The following is a 17,438-nucleotide window of genomic DNA, read 5'->3' on the forward strand; positions in this document are numbered from 1 at the left end:
CTGATAACTGATAACTGTTTATTGATCACTGATTTATGGGACGTTCTACCCCTTGGATTCATCGCTGGTCACGGCTGATTATTGCGACGATTGCTTTAATCGGTGTGATTGAAAATATCTATTTAACCAGTATTAAACTCTTGGGTGGGACGGCGGTTTGTCCCACTTCTGGCTGTGAAGAAGTTCTCAATAGTCCTTATGCGATGGTCTTGGGTTTACCCTTGACTCTATTTGGATTGTTTGCCTATACGACGGTTTTGCTGTTGGCCGTTGCGCCTTTAGTTTTTAATCCTACGACCCAAAAAGCCCGTCGCCAAGTTGTGGAAACTCAAACGGGGTTTCTTCTATTTCTTGTAACTACTACTATGGTCTGTTTCAGTAGTTACTTAATGTTTGTGTTATTTTTCAGAATTCAGGCAATCTGCCCCTACTGTATTGCCTCGGCTCTTTTCTGTGTGAGTCTATTTGTTTTAACTTTAATCGGGCAAAATTGGGAAGATCTGGGTCAACTTGGGTTATCGGGTCTTGGGGTAGCAATGATTACCGCAATTGTAGCTCTGGGTTTATACAATAGTGTTGGCGACATCAATACTGCTAACGCTTTTAGTGATAGTGGTGGTAATACGGGGTTAGCAATTACCACCACATCCGGGCCAGCAGAAATCGCTTTAGCCCGTCACTTGACTCAAAGTGGGGTCAAGGAATATGGGGCCTATTGGTGTTCTCACTGTTATGATCAAAAACAACTCTTTGGCAAAGAGGCGTTTGCTATAATTAATTATATTGAGTGCACTACTGACGGCAAAAATTCTCAAACCCAACTTTGCGAAAAAGCTGGTATTCAGGGTTTCCCGACTTGGGAAATTGGGGGGAAATTATACCCTGGAATTCAACCATTAGAAAAATTAGCTGAATTATCGGACTATCAGGGGCAACGGGAGCAGGGGAAGTAAAGAGAGCAGGGGAGGTAGGGGGAGCAACCTATTACCTATTACCTATTTGTAATTCGTAATTCGTAATTCATAAGACAGTGACTTTAAACAGATAAATAAATGGGATCGTTGCAACCGATGTTCAAGAGATTTAAAGGTTATCGTGGTCAAATTGTCCCCGTTTTCAAACGCTGGTTATCTCAAGAAGGTCGAGTATTAGTTACGGCTTCCGGTGTAACGGTGGTGGTGATTTTTATTAGATTTTTAGGGATTTTGCAACCGTCGGAATGGGCACTTTATGATCAATATTTTCGAGTACGTCCCTTAGAATCTGTAGATGATCGGATTTTAATTATTGGGATTGATGAACAGGATTTACAACAGTATGGGTTTCCGACATCTGATCGAACTTTGGCTAAACTATTAGAAAAGGTGAATCAGGGTAAACCGCAAGCTATTGGTTTAGATATTTATCGAGATTTACCCATTGAACCCGGACAAGCAGAATTAGCCAAGGCTTTCAAAACTATTCCCAATTTAATTGGCACTGAATTAGTAGAAAGTAGTGGGAAATCTGGGGTGCGTCCTCCTGAGATTTTAGAAAATAAAAATAAAATTGGTTTTCACAATGTACCTCGAGATGCTGACAGCAAGGTTCGCCGGGGATTACTATATCTTACCGACACGAAAAATAAGCAAAAGTTTCACAAAAGTTTTACTTTACAACTGGCTTCAATTTATTTGAAAAGTCAAGGAATTGAGTCTAAACCTTCTGTCGAAAAGTCTAATGAATTACAATTTAAAAATACAGTATTTCGTCGATTTCAACCCAATGATGGCTCTTATATCAGGGCCGATGATGGCGGTTATCAATTCTTGATTAATTTGCGGGGGCCGGCGGGAACATTTCCTTCGATTCCGATGCGAGATATTTTAGAAAATCGAGTTTCTCCTGATTTAATTAAAAATCGAATTGTGATTATTGGTTCTACGGCTCGGAGCATTAAAGATTCAGAATTTACCTCCTATAATGATGGGATATTTAAGTCTTCTGAACCGATGTATGGTGTTGAACTAGAAGCCCAATTAACCAGTCAAATTATTAGTTCGGTTTTAGATGGTCGAACCTTAATTAAAGTCTGGCCAGAACCCTTAGAATGGCTGTGGATTTTCGGATGCTCTTGGGTGGGGGCTGCTTTGAGTTGGAAACTTCAATCCCTCCGTCGTTCGGTATCTTTAATCATTTTAATTAGTATTGGGATTACCGGGGTTACTTACCTGGCTTTTCTGCGAGGGTGGTGGATTCCTGTGGTTCCGGCTAACTTGGCTTTAATCGGGTCTGCGGGGGTAATTATTGCCCATTTAGCCCATTTACAAGGACAGTTAAAACGGTCTACCGAATTTTTACAAAGTATTATTAATACGATTCCCGACCCGATTTTTGTGAAAAATAAAGATCATCAGAAAATTGTGTTAAATCAAGCCTATTGTAAGTTTGTGGGTTATCCGTTGGATGTGTTGATGGAAAAGAGTGATGACCAACTTTTTCCTAAACATGAAGCCGAACTGTTTCGTCAACAAGATGAAATGGCATTTAATACAAGTTGGGAACAGGAAAATGAAGAACAGTTAACCGATATTAATGGGATTACCCATTATATTGCCACGAAGCGATCGCTCCACCGAGATGCGGCGGGAAATCTCTATTTAGTAGGGGTGATTCGAGATATTACAGAACGTAAACTGTTAGAAGACAATTTAAAACAAATTGCGGCTGGATTGAAGCGGTCTAATGCAGAATTGCGGGTTTCCGCCGAACATGACCCCCTGACCGGACTTCCTAACCGAATTTTATTCCAAGAACGTTTAACTCAATCGCTAGAATGGGCTAATCGTCAAAATCGGATGGTGGCGCTGTTATTTTTAGACCTGAATGACTTTAAGCACGTCAACGATACCCTCGGTCATCATATTGGAGATTTACTCCTGAAAACCATTGGGGATAGACTCAAGGGGTGTTTGATGGGGAGTGATACGGTTTCTCGGTTGGGTGGGGATGAGTTTACCGTGATTCTTCCAGGTATTCCCAGTAAGTCGGATGTCGCCAGGGTATCCCAAAAAATCCTCGATACTATTATTCAAGATATGGTTTTAGAAGGACAGAAAGTTTTGATTACCACTAGCATCGGAATTAGTTTGTATCCAACGGATGCTCAAGATATGAAAACCTTAATTAAATTAGCAGATACGGCTATGTATCGGGCTAAGGGCACGGGAAAAAATTTGTATGAGTTTTACAGGGAGGATTAGGATATAGGCAAAATCTTTTCCTTCGGTATTCCGGTGTTCCCTGTTCCGGTGTTCCCTGCTATAACTAAAAACAGTTAATATCAAATTCACTCTAATTAAGAAGGACAAAATAACAATGGCTTTAATAGTTGGGACAGATGCCCCTAGCTTTACCGTCAAGGATACCAATGGGAATACCGTTTCTCTATCTGACTTTGCAGGTAAAACCGTTGTCCTGTATTTCTATCCTAAAGATGATACCCCCGGTTGCACCAAAGAAGCCTGTAGTTTCCGCGATAACTATACAGAATATCAAGGCAAAGATATTGTGGTTTTAGGGGTGAGTATAGATGATGAATCTTCCCACCAACAATTCACAGAAAAATATAGTTTACCCTTCCCTTTATTAGCTGATACTGACGGAGCCATTACAAAAGCTTATGATGTAGATGGCGGTGGCTATGCTAAACGGGTTACTTACGTTATTGATGGCGAAGGTAAAATTATTCACGTTGATGCAGCAGTTAATACTGCAACCCACGCCCAAGATATTTTAGCGCTTGTGGGTGGTTAATTGTAGTCAAAATTATCCGTATTTCTGAATCTGCCGCCCATAGAATGTTCTGGGGCGGTTTTCTTACTAAGTTTAACCTATTTATTCAATTAGATCAGGGAGTTGTAAACATGGTGACTTATCTCGGCTCAAAAGATATTCTGATTGATCAACCTGTTGTTTTAGTCGGAACTTATGACCCGCAAAAACATGAAACTGTTGCGGTTATTGCAGAAGATAAATATGTTTTGACCGTTGATTTTAATGCCAAAGCTGGAATTTGGTCTGTGAGTCTGGAAAATGGATTTAATACCGCCGGAAAACGATGGTTAAGACTCCAGGGCAGAGATGATAATAATAATGTAATTGCTGACTTAGTGATTGATTTAATGGTCAATCAAGAAGGAATTAATACCCGATCTGCCTATACTCTTATTCCCCAACAAGATACGTTATTAAAAATTCAACCCATTGATTCATCTCAATTAAATGATCAACAAAAACAATTCCTAAAATTAGGGGAAAGTTTAGTTGTAGATACCATAGAATTAGTTAATGATCATCTTAAACTCGAACTAAATAAACCCTTACCCAATTTAGGAAAATTTGTCTATGTCTATCAACCCCATATTTTAGTTACAAAAGGGTCAAAACTATTATGGTTTAATCAAAATCAACTACCCGAACATAGTCCGGGGAATCAATTATTATGGGTGACACAAATCACTCCTTTAAAAATGAAACCCGATGATTTATCTCAGTTAGCATCGGATCAATTTATTGAAATGCCTCAAGGCAGTGCTTATACTATTATTGGATATGCCTGTGTTGCCGATCATTTTCGCGTCACCCTTAATCAACAATTTCCCGGCTTTGGTCAATCAGGATATCTCTATCGCCATCACGTTAAAATCCTAGAAAATACTCAAGAAATTGCCTTTAATAATAATGCAATTACCTGCATGATTATTAATACCACACCTTTAAAAAAACGTCCGATTGATTCAGCTTATTTAGACTCCTCCGAAAAAATCACCCTGAAGGCTGGAATGATTTATGGTATCCAAAGTTATACGTCCGAATCCGGTCATATTAAAGTAACTTTAACCGAAAACTTTCCCAATTTTGGCAATACTGGATATTTATATCCTGATTTTATTACCTTGAGTCAGGGAAATATTCCCTTAACTCCTAATAAGACTTTAACCTATCAAGGGTCAACGGAATTTTTAGTGAATGCACCTATTGTTTTGAGGGGAACTTTTGATCCTAAAACCACCGCAGAAATTACTTTATTTGCAGAAGATCGATATGCTTTTAATATTGATTTAGATTGGCAAAAAAGCACATGGGAAACTCAAGTTAATCAAGGATTTAGTGATGCGGGATATCGGTGGTTACGGTTAAAAGCCATTGACTCACAGGGGAATGTTACCGCCAGTCAAGTGATTAATATTACGGTCAGTGAAAATGCCATGACCGTCGGAGAATCCTTAACTTTAGACATACTTGAAGATACCTTATTTAAAATTGTTCCCTTTGATTCAGCGTCTTTAAATCAACAGCAAAAAGTAGCAATTAAGGCAGGTCAAACCTTCAAAGTCTTAAAATATGGTTTGGTTGACGGTCATCTAAAAATCGTCTTAGATAATGCGATTCCTCCGGTGGGAAATTTTGGTTATATTTATACCAATCATTTGAGATTGAAAAAAGGATCGGAAGTGTTTCGGTTTGATATTGAGGAAGTTCCCGATACCAATATTAATGCTCAAATGTTAGTTGTAGAAACCACAAAAATCAAAGCTCAACCTGTTGATTCTTCTGATTTAGAACCTCGACAATTTGAACAATTGTTATTAGGACAAACCCTTGCTATTAAGGGTTATGCTTCAATTAAGGGACATTTTCGAGTCACTTTAGCCCAATCAATTCCTAATTTTGGGACAGTGGGTTATGTCTATTGGCAGCACGTTAAATTAATTCGAGAGGGTCAACAAATTGCTTATGATCCTGATGCTATTACTTTAACTGTTTTGGAAAAAACCGTCTTGAAAAAACAGCCAATTGATTCTAGTCAATTAAAAGAATTTGACCGCACAAGTTTACCTTTGGGACGGGTTTATGGTGTAAAAAGTTATGGTTTAGAAAATAACCATATTAAGGTTTCTTTGTTGGAAGAATTGCCTAATTTTGGCAATACAGGTTATATCTTCCCTCAGTATGTTCAATTCAAGCGGGGAGGACGAGTTTTTAACCCCCTACCGCCTCAAGTTGAATTAAATGTCCCCTACTTTTCTCAACGAGATAATCCCCGTTTTTATTGGTCTACTTGTAATGTTACATCTATTGCCATGGTGATGTATTATCATGGTGTGCGCTCGAAATGGGGCGGACAATTGGAAGATGAATTATTACAATGGTGTTTTAATTATGCCGGAACCGGGTCTCAAACTGATCATAATGTTTTGTCGGCTTTAATTCGGGCCTATGGATTTAAAACCAGTTTTAGCACCACTCGATATTGGTCAGATTTGAAAAATGAATTGATTAATCGTCGTCCGGTTGTAATTGGTGTGGATACGACTCCATCGGGTCATATTATAACAGTTATTGGCTATAATAGTCAGGGATATATTGTTAATGATCCTTGGGGAGATGCCTATACTGGATATTCTAATACTGAGGGTCGGCGGATTATTTATTCCTCCGGTTATATGAATCAAGTTGCTGGGCCAGATGGTTCAGTTTGGGCACATTTTATTGAACCTTAATTAGTTTAGGGAACAGGGAACAGGGAACAGGGAACAGGGAACAGGGGGGAATAGATAGGGCGGGTTTTGGTAGATTTTTTGAGGGTATCAAAGATTAATTCGGAACCCGCCCCTACGATGTTAATTTTTAGGATAAAAATAGTTTATAGGCTGGGTTTTTATTCTCATCCCAATAGCGATAACCTAAAGTATCTAAAAAGGCTTGCCATTCTCCCATTTCTTCGGGAGGAACCTGTATTCCTGCCACAATTCTGCCATAATCTGAGCCATTATTCCGATAGTGAAATAAACTAATATTCCAGTTAGGACTCATGGAACAAACAAACTTCATTAACGCCCCCGGACGTTCGGGAAATTCAAAGCGATAGAGTAATTCATGATGGGCTAAAGTAGACCGTCCCCCGACCATGTGGCGCAGATGTAATTTAGTTAGTTCATCATCGGTTAAATCAATAGTTTTAAATCCATTTTCCTGAAAATATTCGATTATTTGTGCCGCATCCGCCCGATTTTTAATCTGCATTCCGACAAAAATATGGGCTTCTTTTTCATCAGCAATGCGATAGTTAAATTCCGTTAAATTGCGTTTACCAATACATTCACAAAACTTCCGCAAACTACCAGGTTCTTCGGGAATAGTAACCGCAAAAATTGCCTCTCGGCGTTCTCCAAATTCGGCTCTTTCTGCTACAAATCGCAGGCGGTCAAAATTCATATTTGCCCCACAAGCAATAGCAATTAGTGTTTCTCCTTGAATTTTTTCTCTTTCAACATAAGCTTTAGCTCCTGCTATTGCTAAGGCTCCCGCAGGCTCTAAAATTGAACGGGTATCTTCAAAAACATCCTTAATTGCTGCACAAGTATCATCCGTATCAACTAATATAATTTCATCCACATATTCTTGACATAAACGGAAGGTTTCTTCTCCCACTTCTCGCACCGCTACCCCATCAGCAAATAATCCGACCTGTGATAATTTAACTCGATGTCCGGCTTTTAAAGATTGTGACATCGCATCCGCATCCACGGGTTCAACTCCAATAATTTTAATTTCTGGGCGTAATCTTTTAATATAAGCGGCAATTCCTGAGATTAATCCCCCGCCACCAATAGCAACAAAAATAGCATGAATTGGTTGTTGATATTGGCGTAAAATTTCCATCCCAATTGTACCCTGTCCAGCAATTACATAAGGGTCATCAAAGGGGTGAATAAAGGTTAATCCTTTTTCGGTTTCTAGTTGACGAGCATAGGCACAAGCTTCATCAAAAGTATCTCCATATAATATTACTTCACCGCCTCTTGCTTTGACGGCATTAACTTTAACTTGAGGCGTAGTTACGGGCATAACAATAATGGCTTTTGTGCCTAATTTAGATGCCCCTAAAGCCACACCTTGGGCATGATTTCCCGCCGATGCTGCTATCACTCCTTTCTTTAATAAATCGGGAGAAAGATGAGCCATTTTATTATAAGCTCCCCGCAATTTGAAGGAGAAGACAGACTGCATATCTTCTCGTTTCAAGAGTAGTTTATTATCCAGACGGGCTGAGAGGTTAGGAGCGGATTCTAGGGGTGTTTCTTGGGCAACATCATAAACACGGGCGGTGAGAATTTGTACTAGGTAATCGCAAAGCATGGGGTTGAAACTGAAGTCAAGAAGTGAGACATAATCATTGTACAGGATTGGGAACCCTATTTTTTATTTTAATAAAAATGGGCGATCGCTTAATTTCAACTGTTAATCCATTAATCAGGATTCTCAGATTATACAAATTTAAAAATGAATCTATTTATTGACCATCAGTAATTGAATAGCGATTTCCGGTAATAAGGCAATATTCATCATCTACAAATAGTTTTTCATGGGGATATTGTTGTAATATCTTTACGCACCAACTGAATAGAGTTCTTAATGATGCACAGGTTTCGGGACGAGATAAGACATGATTGACATTAAGACATTTTAGAATATCTCCTCCATGCAGAACTTCATCAAACCCAGGAAAAATCTGCTTTAATTCTCCTTTGGGATGCCGTATTGTTTCAACATCTTTTAAGTGGTCAGATAAATTAGTACCCAAAACTTGATTAATTGCTTGAGCATCAGCAAAATAGTAAGATTCTATCATATTTACTAAAAAATGGACTGAAGCTCGTTGTTGTTGTTCATCTGAAAGGATACTATCTAATATTTGACGGTACCGTTGAAAAGTTTGTTTTGCCCGATCTCTGCGATCATGCTCTAAATCATCAATCAACAAAATGTAAGCACAAGGATTATTTTGTAAATATCTTCGACTAGGCGAACCAATCTGCTGTTGATCTTTATGTGGTATCGGTTGTGTAGTTCCCACGATATTGTCCCTTCTTCTTGTTGAAGTAATAGGGGAAAGTTGATCAATTTTACCAATCACCTCAAACGTGCATATTCCTGTTGCCATCAGTGTTCTAAATAGTTTTGGAAGGTGCTGTTTTTCAGTGTGTCCAGTAACGAGAATCCCAAATTTAAAATAGCAGCATTGTGAGGTATTATTCATCCTATTATTACTCATCATTTAATCAATAAGGTTTACTTTGAGGTGCGATTAACTCAGCCATATAGAGAGAACCCACAGCATAATCCTTTAGTAAATCTTGAATTTCAGGAATTTCATTGAGTCTACGAATAACAGTTTGACCCGTTTCGTCAACACTTGTTTCTAATATATGTTCTGGATCAAATTGGCTCATTAATACTGGAGAATGAGTTGCAATAAAAATTTGTTTATTCCAGGTTTCAGCCGCTAATTTAACAGCTTTAGCAAAAACCGCAATTGCCCAAGGATGAAGGGAAGTTTCAGGTTCATCAAACAAAATAAGTGAATCTCGATTTTTCCCTTCGGAAAACAACGCGGTTAGATTCAGTAACATTTGTAGATGTCCATCAGAAACACCTGACGCAAAAATGGGCTGGCGTAGTCTTTTGTCCAAAAAACTTCCATATATTGTTGTTGGGCCAGTTTGCTCAAGGATAATATCATTAAAACCGGGAAAACTTTCTCTCATAAATTCAATAATTTTATCATATCTTTGATCAGCATCAACTTTTATTTTATGGTTTAAATTATTTAAAACAGACCATAAATTTTCACCTCTATCCCACAGCACAGTTTGATGACTTGAATCAGAACCTCGCGTTTTCAAGCGATACAGATTTGTTGATCTCGCATGATAAGAATGGACAAAGTGGAGTAATCGGTCTAAATCATTGGCTTGTTCCATCGAATCTTTAAAATCAATGTATCGACTGAAAGCAAGTTTTTCAGGTTCTTTGAGTGTAACCGGTAAAAATTCTGGGGAATTAGACGCAGATAAATAAAACTTTGCTTGTTCACTGCCCATTTTACGATCTATTAGACAAAGATTATCATGAGTTTTGAGAATCAGCTTTTCCCCAACATAAGGTTCTATTCTTCCCCCAGAATACCCAAATAAAACTTCATATTGAACTTGTTGAGTTTCTACGGTAATTGAGATATTTGCACCTTCATCAGCACCATCCCAACAAGCACCAATTCCATGACTTCGGCTACTAGAAGCTGATTCGACTCCATTAATAGCACAATCCCTAATAAACCATATTGTATCTAAAAATGTTGATTTACCAGATCCATTAGAACCAAAAAGAACGTTGATGTCATTAAGGTCGATTGTTATATTGGCTAGGGAACGAAAGTTTTTAATTGTCAAGCGAGTTAGTTTATCACGCATACTATCATTGTTATTATTGTTGTTTTGACGATTAACCGAACCACTTCTATTATATCATGTTTTTGAGAATTTATATCTTTTTTTATATAATCTTAGGGCCGAATGTTATCCTAATTTGGAGTTTGGGCGGTCGCTTAATTTTAAATTTTGGTAAATTCAATCATCGTAGAGGCGATGCGTGCTTCCTCCCTACACAGTCATGTAAATATTTTTAAGGTTATCTTTTTAGGTTAAAATATAGCAATCCTCAACCGATGTAAAAACAACCGCCACAATTGTACAATCAAAAACTGCTAATCAATTCGAGAACAAAAAACCGTGAAAATTCTAGTAGTTGGAAATGGGGGACGGGAACACGCCATCGCCTGGACATTACTCCAGTCGCCCCAGGTTGAAAAAGTGTTTTGTACCCCGGGAAATGGCGGGACGGCTACCCTCAAAGGCTGTGAAAATTATCCGATTTCCGTAGAAGATTTTGAAGGGATAAAAAACTTAGTTCAAAATCAGGATATTTCCCTGGTTGTAGTCGGGCCAGAATTACCCCTTGCTTTGGGAATTACCGACTATTTACAACAACACAATATTAAGGTATTCGGCCCCAACCAAGCCGGGGCGCAACTCGAAGCCAGTAAAGCCTGGTCTAAAGCCTTCATGGAAGACGCTGGAATTCCCACGGCTAAGGCGGCCGTTTTTACCGATGCAGCCAGCGCTAAAGCCTATATTCAAACCGCCCCTATTGTAGTCAAAGCCGATGGGTTAGCCGCCGGAAAGGGTGTCACCGTTGCGACTACCGTGGAAATGGCCCATGAAGCCATTGATACTATTTTCGCCGGGGAATTTGGCCAGGATAATTTGCGGGTGGTGGTGGAGGACTTCTTAACCGGACAGGAAGTATCCGTACTCGCCCTAACTGACGGGTTAACTATTCGGCCATTAGTTCCAGCCCAAGACCATAAACAGGTCGGAGAGGGGGATACTGGCCCGAACACGGGGGGGATGGGGGCCTATGCTCCGACTCCCATCCTCCCCCCGGAACTGCTGTCTCGCGTGCAACAGTCGGTCTTAGAACCCACATTAGCCACCCTGCGTCAACGGGGTATTGACTATCGGGGGGTGGTTTATGCTGGGTTAATGATTTCCCCGGAAGGTGAAATTCAGGTATTAGAATTTAACTGTCGGTTTGGCGACCCCGAAACCCAAACGGTTCTCGCCCTGTTAGAAACTCCCTTGGAAGAAGTCTTACTCGCCTGTTGTGAACAGCGCTTAGAACAGGTTTCTTTAATGTGGAAATCGGGGGTTTCTGTGTGTGTGGTATTAGCTTCTGGGGGTTATCCCGGTTCATATCAAAAAGGCAAAGTTATCACTGGAATAGAAGATGCAGAAGCATCGGGGGCTATAATATTCCATGCGGGAACTCAACTACAAGACGGCCAAATTCTTACCGATGGCGGACGAGTTTTAGGGGTTACGGCCGTTGGGTCTACCTTCCAAGAAGCTATCACCCAAACCTATAAAGCGGTTAACTATATCAATTTTGAAGGACTTTACTATCGTCGAGATATTGGTTGTCGGGTGACGGTTGATGGTTAAGCTGTTCAGGAGTTAAATTCTCTATCCCGAAATCATACAATTCTTGCAGTGCGGGCGTCTTCGCTCGCTATAAATAATAATATAGCAATTATGAATATTATCGAGATTATTAAATCGGAGAATTTTGAGGCTGATACTCCCCAATTTGTCACAATATGAAAAATGCAGTTTTTAGTAAAAGTTTGTGAAGAATGGTTAATCTCTTTGATTTTATCAAATTGAGCAAAATTTATTATAATACCATAAAATTATTTTGCAAGAGTTCTAATTATTACTTTAAATTAGAGGAAGCTGAGATTGATATAATTGTAAAAGATGTTGACCATTAAAATGAATTAAATGGGTAACATCTTCGGCCACCCAAACATCAGTCTCCCAAGCAATTTCTGTCAAATATCCGACCATTGCTTTCCGACTCGGAAATGCTGTCACCATCACTAAAGGAATTTTTGAACTTTTAAACAACGTTTCAAGCTCTTTCTTTCGTTTGGGATTAATAGGGCCATGAGAAGTAACAGCTTCAATTAAAATCAACCAATTATTGGCTGTAAAATGAATGATCACATCTGGCATTTTACCATGATAATCAATAGTAATCCCTAAATTGGCGAATATAGATTTATCAAAGTGAGCGAATTTTTCATCGGTATCTCCTACATAAATCAACCTTCCTCCTGGTGTAAATCGAGGTGCAAATTCAGTAATAATTTTTTCAATTAAAACATTTTGACCACCTGGTGAAAGTGTTTTTATTTCTCCTTCAATAATAATAGGAATTCGAGACATTTCTCGTTCTGTGGCATAACGATCTTTCAAAGATTGAATAGAAGCAAGGTAAGTTTTAATCATTTTTTTCCATTCTGGATTTCCATAACTTCGTAATAATTCTAAAGCACTTTCTTCAATTTGATAAACGGTTTTAGGACTATTAATTGGACGATTAGATTCATCAGGGTTGGCAACAATTAAAGCAGCATCTAAAAATTGGTGAATGGTTTGGCGACGGACAGTTTCTCTCGTATTTGGTTTATAATTTTTACCATAATATTGTGCCATAAATTCCATCATGGGTGTAATTCCCATTAAGGGAGATGCAGCAGACTCCCATTTATCATTAGGTTTAAGATTTAGTAAAGCCAGTAATGTTAATGCTGACCGTTCATTCCGTTGTGCTTTGGGAAATTCCAGTTGTTCAAGGATATTTAAAGCTTGATCAATTCTGGATTTGATTAAAATCGGATTATTTTCTGTAAAATCTGCCATATTCAATAATTCTTTCTGAATTAGTGTATCAATATTTTCTTGAGAAGGAAACAAATTATTAATCTGTTCCCCTAACCATAATAACTGTTCTAATGTAGGATAATTCAAATTTCTGAAGTCAGTTGCATTCACTTGAGTATTTCCATTAAACAGCCGGAAAAATGAATCGACAAGACTTGAATTTAAGTAAATTGCTAGTCCCCGTGCTAGGGTCAAGGATAATCCTTGTCCGTTTTGATGAAAATAGTTAAGGTGATTTTCAAAACCTACCCACTTACTATTAATAGTATTGGCATCATAAACCGCAGCAACCACTCGCTTTTTTTCCTCTTTTGAAGAAAACCGCTTTATCAAAACATAATGTTCATTAGGAACTAATAAATTAGCTGTTTCTTCGGTTTTAACTAAAGATTGAGGCTTCTTTGTTACCGTTGGATATTTAATATATCCCCATGAAAAATGCACTGGATAAATTAGGGGTATATTCCCCTCTTTTAGTAAAGGTCTTAAATGTTCCTTGGCTCGAAAATCTACAACTCGTCCCGTTGAAACACTTATTCCCAAATCTTTCAAAGTACATGGAAAACAGTCCATCTGTTGTACAATTTGTTGACTCAATATATCAGGTAAAATTCTAATAAATTGTTCTGTATCCCGGGGATTTACAATTTCCTGATAAGGCAAGCTATGGGACAAAATTAAGTCATCCTCTGCACTATCACTACTATTAATAACAACAGTAGATTTTTTTTCAGTTTGTTTAATCGCGTGGATAATTATTGTTTCTTGTAGGACTTCATCATCCCGGAATGCTTCCTGTCGAGATTCAAAAAGATGCACTTGAGATAATGCCATTTGCTCTAAGAACATTCTACGAAAATCTCGAAAATATAACCCATTACAAAAACTTCTAGGTATAATGGCAACAAGTTCTCCATCGGGAACTAATAATTGCATTGCTGAGGCAATAAACCCCGGATAAATATTACTGGTTTCTAATCCGATAGAACGTAATAACATCCGATTTTTTGAGTTAGCATTAATTTTAAAATAAGGTGGATTTAAAATGGCGTGAGTAAAGGCAATATTTTCACTCTGATCAAATAAGTTAGGCTGAAGTTGATTGACTGCTGCCTCAATAAAATCAGTCGGGCGAATTTCATAATTCAAGGAAATATTGGCTTTTTCACATTCTTTCGCACATCGATTTAAAGTTTGTTGCAGATAGTTTAAGAAAAATGTTTCAATTTCATAGGCAATAATTCTTAACTTTAAAGGACGTTTTTGGAGTTGACAAATAGTATCAACAAATGCAGCCGATAATGAACCTATCCCTGCCCCGGCATCCAGAAGACAAATTTCTGGTTTCTGCCAATTTTCAAACATTCCTGCCATTAATTCTGCTACAGCAGACGGTGTTAAAAATTGCCCCCTGTTCTGTTTTTGTGAACTGTCTAATTTCTGACTTGCTAACAAGCGCAGTAAATCTACTTCAGCGAGAAACTGATGATCAAAATCAGAGGGTGAACTTAGACTAGGAACTTGGAGTTGAATCACAGTTAACTGTTAGGGAATGGTTAGAACCTAGAATAAAGGGATTGAACAATCATGTTATACTAAAATTATTACTTATATAATAAGATTATGGATATTATCGAGATTATTAAACAAGATTATCAACAATTTCCTAATAACCAAAGCTATCATATTTATGCCGATAATGTTTATTTTGCAGACCCAATGAACAAATTTAACGGGTTACAACGTTATCAACAAATGATTGGGTTTATGAAAACCTGGTTTTTAGACATTCAACTGGATTTACACAATATTACTCAAACTGATAATTTAATTGAAACCCGGTGGACACTCAGTTGGACAACTCCCCTACCCTGGAAACCCAGAATTTCTATCCCAGGACGGAGTGAACTCAAGCTCAACGCCCATAACCTAATTGAAAGCCATATCGACTATTGGGACTGTTCGCGCTGGGATGTGGTGAAACAGTTATTCTGACTAAAAACCCGCTAACATTAAATAATGTAAACAAATTTTAAGTTTAAACGGTATGCGCGTAATTCTAATGACGGGTAAAGGTGGCGTGGGTAAAACCTCCGTTGCGGCGGCAACAGGCTTACGCTGTGCGGAGTTGGGGCATAAAACCCTGGTATTGAGTACCGACCCCGCCCACTCCCTCGCTGATAGCTTTGATATGCCTTTGGGACACGAACCCCGTCTCGTCCGACCTAACCTGTGGGGGGCAGAATTAGACGCCCTGATGGAACTTGAAGGCAACTGGGGGGCGGTGAAACGCTATATTAGTCAGGTATTACAGGCGCAAGGACTTGATGGAGTTCAAGCGGAAGAACTGGCCATCTTACCCGGCATGGACGAAATTTTCGGTCTGGTGCGGATGAAACGCCATTATGATGAAAAAGATTTTGAAGTTTTAATTATTGATTCAGCCCCAACGGGAACAGCGTTAAGACTGTTAAGTTTACCTGAAGTGGGGGGTTGGTATATGAGAAAATTTTATAAACCGTTACAAGGGATGTCGGTGGCGTTGCGTCCTCTATTTGAACCGATTTTTAGACCTTTGACCGGGTTTTCTTTACCTGATAAAGAAGTTATGGATGCACCTTATGAATTTTATGAAAAAATTGAAGCTTTAGAAAAGGTTTTAACCGATAATATGCAAACCTCGGTACGTTTAGTTACCAACCCGGAAAAAATGGTAATTAAAGAATCTTTACGCGCCCATGCCTATTTAAGTTTGTATAATGTTTCTACGGATTTAGTGATCGCAAATCGGATTATTCCTGAAGAAGTGACTGATCCATTTTTCCAAAAATGGAAAGAAAATCAAAAACAATATCGTCAAGAAATTCATGATAACTTTAGACCTTTACCTGTTAAGGAAGTGCCATTATTTTCTGAGGAGTTATGTGGGTTTAAAGCCTTAGAAAGATTAAAAGAAGTGCTATATAAAGATGAAGATCCTAGTCAGGTTTACTATAAGGAAAATACACTTCGCGTGGTGGTAGACAATAATGAATATACGCTAGAATTGTATTTACCTGGGATTCCTAAAGAGCAGGTTCAATTAAATAAAACCGGAGACGAACTCAATATTAGAATTGGTAATCATCGCCGGAATTTAGTTTTACCCCAAGCTTTAGCTATGTTGCAACCTTCTGGGGCAAAAATGGAAGATGATTATTTGAAAATCAAGTTTGCCAATGGGGTGAAAGTGTAAAGTTTAGAAATCTGGTTTCTTAGACAATAAGTAGGTGGGCGTAATTAAGCATCAGAAGCGAGGACACACTAAGTAGTTACACAAAATAAATTACCTAGTTGAGAGAGGGAACACCGGAACAGCCCCCCCAAACCCCCCGTGCACGGGGGGCTAGGGGGGGAGGGAACAGGGTAGAGGATGTGTAATTAATTTTGTTCAGGTACTTACCTACTTCCTCTGCTACCCTAACCCCTATCCTGAGCAATCGGCGACAAATATGGCAAACTCTAATATAATTTCAGATTATGACACTATAGGAATCATCAATCATTAATGTTAGATCTTGATAATGTTCTTGAATCTTCTCGAAATATAGAGTTAAATCTTCTCGTATTACTACCGATTTTAATTGCCCTAGAAGCAGTATTATCGGCTGATAATGCTATTGCTCTCGCTTCTATTTCCTGTGGATTGGAAGATCCAAAACTTCAAAATAAAGCCTTAAATATTGGTTTATTTTTAGCTTTTATTTTACGGATTATCTTAATTATTACTGCGACTTGGGTAATTAAGTATTGGCAGTTTGAATTATTAGGGGCTTTATATTTACTTTGGTTAGTATTTCGATATTTTTTCAATAAAAGTCAGGAAGATGACTCAGAAAAAGTTGTGCGTTATAAGTCTTTCTGGCAAGTTCTCCCCCTGATTGCTGTAACGGATCTTGCTTTTTCTCTTGATAGTGTTACTGCCGCGATCGCAATTTCTGATAGAGCTTGGTTGGTGATTACGGGAGCTACTATCGGAATTATTATTTTGCGATTTATGGCGAGTTTATTTATTAAGTGGTTAAAGGAATATGTCTATTTAGAAACTGCTGGATATTTAACCGTTGGTTTAGTGGGGTTACGATTATTAATTCGGGTGATTGATTCGGCTTTAGTCCCGCCGGAATGGTTAATGGTTGTTCTCACCCTCGGTTTATTTGCTTGGGGATTTTCCCAAAGGGTTGCGGATGCCCCTAATAATCCTAATAATAGTTAATCGTTAACGGT

General features: G+C 38.5%; 12 protein-coding genes. 8 read left to right on the forward strand and 4 right to left on the reverse strand.

Features of this window, described 5'->3' with window-relative positions; genetic code table 11:
- Positions 1 to 35: 35 nt before the first annotated feature.
- The 4 genes from AC559H_RS12760 (at position 36) to AC559H_RS12775 (ending at position 6,545) form a co-directional block, all read left to right on the forward strand.
- Positions 36 to 953 carry a vitamin K epoxide reductase family protein gene (locus AC559H_RS12760; protein ID WP_026785846.1) on the forward strand — a complete coding sequence of 306 codons (918 nt, stop codon included), beginning with the start codon at positions 36 to 38 and terminating at the stop codon, positions 951 to 953.
- 99 nt (positions 954 to 1,052) lie between these two features.
- Complete coding sequence (locus tag AC559H_RS12765) at positions 1,053 to 3,242, forward strand: CHASE2 domain-containing protein (RefSeq protein ID WP_237746361.1); 2,190 nt, start codon at positions 1,053 to 1,055, stop codon at positions 3,240 to 3,242.
- A 115-nt stretch (positions 3,243 to 3,357) separates the two neighbouring features.
- Positions 3,358 to 3,795, forward strand: a complete 438-nt coding sequence (locus AC559H_RS12770; RefSeq protein ID WP_026798222.1) for a peroxiredoxin — start codon at positions 3,358 to 3,360, stop codon at positions 3,793 to 3,795.
- A gap of 110 nt (positions 3,796 to 3,905) precedes the next feature.
- A complete protein-coding gene (locus AC559H_RS12775) occupies positions 3,906 to 6,545 on the forward strand; it encodes a C39 family peptidase (protein WP_026798520.1) in 2,640 nt (879 codons plus the stop codon).
- 127 nt (positions 6,546 to 6,672) lie between these two features.
- Here AC559H_RS12775 and ilvA read toward each other — a convergent pair whose 3' ends face one another.
- The 3 genes from ilvA to AC559H_RS12790 all read right to left on the reverse strand — a co-directional run bounded on the left by ilvA (position 6,673) and on the right by AC559H_RS12790 (position 10,298).
- Complete coding sequence (gene ilvA / locus AC559H_RS12780; protein WP_026795625.1) at positions 6,673 to 8,184, reverse strand: threonine ammonia-lyase, biosynthetic; 1,512 nt, start codon at positions 8,182 to 8,184, stop codon at positions 6,673 to 6,675.
- Positions 8,185 to 8,338: 154 nt separating this feature from the next.
- The gene (locus AC559H_RS12785; RefSeq protein WP_330943347.1) at positions 8,339 to 9,103 is read right to left on the reverse strand and encodes a DUF4276 family protein; all 765 of its coding nucleotides are present in this window, start codon (positions 9,101 to 9,103) and stop codon (positions 8,339 to 8,341) included.
- A gap of 4 nt (positions 9,104 to 9,107) precedes the next feature.
- Positions 9,108 to 10,298: an AAA family ATPase gene (locus AC559H_RS12790; RefSeq protein WP_026785840.1), complete on the reverse strand. Its 1,191-nt coding sequence runs from the start codon at positions 10,296 to 10,298 to the stop codon at positions 9,108 to 9,110.
- Between the two features lie 318 nt (positions 10,299 to 10,616).
- Here AC559H_RS12790 and purD point away from each other — a divergent pair, with 318 nt between their 5' ends.
- Positions 10,617 to 11,888: a phosphoribosylamine--glycine ligase gene (gene purD, locus AC559H_RS12795; RefSeq protein WP_026795624.1), complete on the forward strand. Its 1,272-nt coding sequence runs from the start codon at positions 10,617 to 10,619 to the stop codon at positions 11,886 to 11,888.
- Between the two features lie 276 nt (positions 11,889 to 12,164).
- On the opposite strand, the gene AC559H_RS12800 is transcribed toward purD, so the two are convergent.
- Positions 12,165 to 14,708 (reverse strand): BsuBI/PstI family type II restriction endonuclease, encoded by a 2,544-nt coding sequence (locus tag AC559H_RS12800; RefSeq protein ID WP_081693639.1) that lies wholly within the window; start codon positions 14,706 to 14,708, stop codon positions 12,165 to 12,167.
- An 87-nt stretch (positions 14,709 to 14,795) separates the two neighbouring features.
- On the opposite strand from AC559H_RS12800, the gene AC559H_RS12805 reads away from it, so the two are divergent.
- The 3 genes from AC559H_RS12805 to AC559H_RS12815 all read left to right on the forward strand — a co-directional run bounded on the left by AC559H_RS12805 (position 14,796) and on the right by AC559H_RS12815 (position 17,427).
- Positions 14,796 to 15,167, forward strand: a complete 372-nt coding sequence (locus tag AC559H_RS12805) for a C6orf136 family protein (protein ID WP_026785838.1) — start codon at positions 14,796 to 14,798, stop codon at positions 15,165 to 15,167.
- Between the two features lie 52 nt (positions 15,168 to 15,219).
- Entirely contained in the window at positions 15,220 to 16,407 is a 1,188-nt protein-coding gene (locus AC559H_RS12810) for a TRC40/GET3/ArsA family transport-energizing ATPase (protein WP_026785837.1), read from the forward strand.
- Between the two features lie 312 nt (positions 16,408 to 16,719).
- The gene (locus tag AC559H_RS12815) at positions 16,720 to 17,427 is read left to right on the forward strand and encodes a TerC family protein (protein ID WP_036832006.1); all 708 of its coding nucleotides are present in this window, start codon (positions 16,720 to 16,722) and stop codon (positions 17,425 to 17,427) included.
- Positions 17,428 to 17,438: the final 11 nt, after the last annotated feature.

Origin of the sequence: Planktothrix prolifica NIVA-CYA 540, assembly GCF_963864145.1 — a bacterium.
GTDB lineage: Bacteria > Cyanobacteriota > Cyanobacteriia > Cyanobacteriales > Microcoleaceae > Planktothrix > Planktothrix agardhii.

Bases quoted from the DNA above. Each gene is read 5' to 3' on its own strand.
- AC559H_RS12765 (WP_237746361.1), top strand. From the start codon at position 1,053: ATGGGATCGTTGCAACCGATGTTCAAGAGATTTAAAGGTTATCGTGGT.
- AC559H_RS12760 (WP_026785846.1), top strand. From the start codon at position 36: ATGGGACGTTCTACCCCTTGGATTCATCGCTGGTCACGGCTGATTATT.
- AC559H_RS12785 (WP_330943347.1), bottom strand. From the start codon at position 9,103: ATGATGAGTAATAATAGGATGAATAATACCTCACAATGCTGCTATTTT.
- AC559H_RS12815 (WP_036832006.1), top strand. From the start codon at position 16,720: ATGTTAGATCTTGATAATGTTCTTGAATCTTCTCGAAATATAGAGTTA.
- AC559H_RS12775 (WP_026798520.1), top strand. From the start codon at position 3,906: ATGGTGACTTATCTCGGCTCAAAAGATATTCTGATTGATCAACCTGTT.
- AC559H_RS12790 (WP_026785840.1), bottom strand. From the start codon at position 10,298: ATGCGTGATAAACTAACTCGCTTGACAATTAAAAACTTTCGTTCCCTA.
- AC559H_RS12770 (WP_026798222.1), top strand. From the start codon at position 3,358: ATGGCTTTAATAGTTGGGACAGATGCCCCTAGCTTTACCGTCAAGGAT.
- ilvA (WP_026795625.1), bottom strand. From the start codon at position 8,184: ATGCTTTGCGATTACCTAGTACAAATTCTCACCGCCCGTGTTTATGAT.
- AC559H_RS12805 (WP_026785838.1), top strand. From the start codon at position 14,796: ATGGATATTATCGAGATTATTAAACAAGATTATCAACAATTTCCTAAT.
- AC559H_RS12810 (WP_026785837.1), top strand. From the start codon at position 15,220: ATGCGCGTAATTCTAATGACGGGTAAAGGTGGCGTGGGTAAAACCTCC.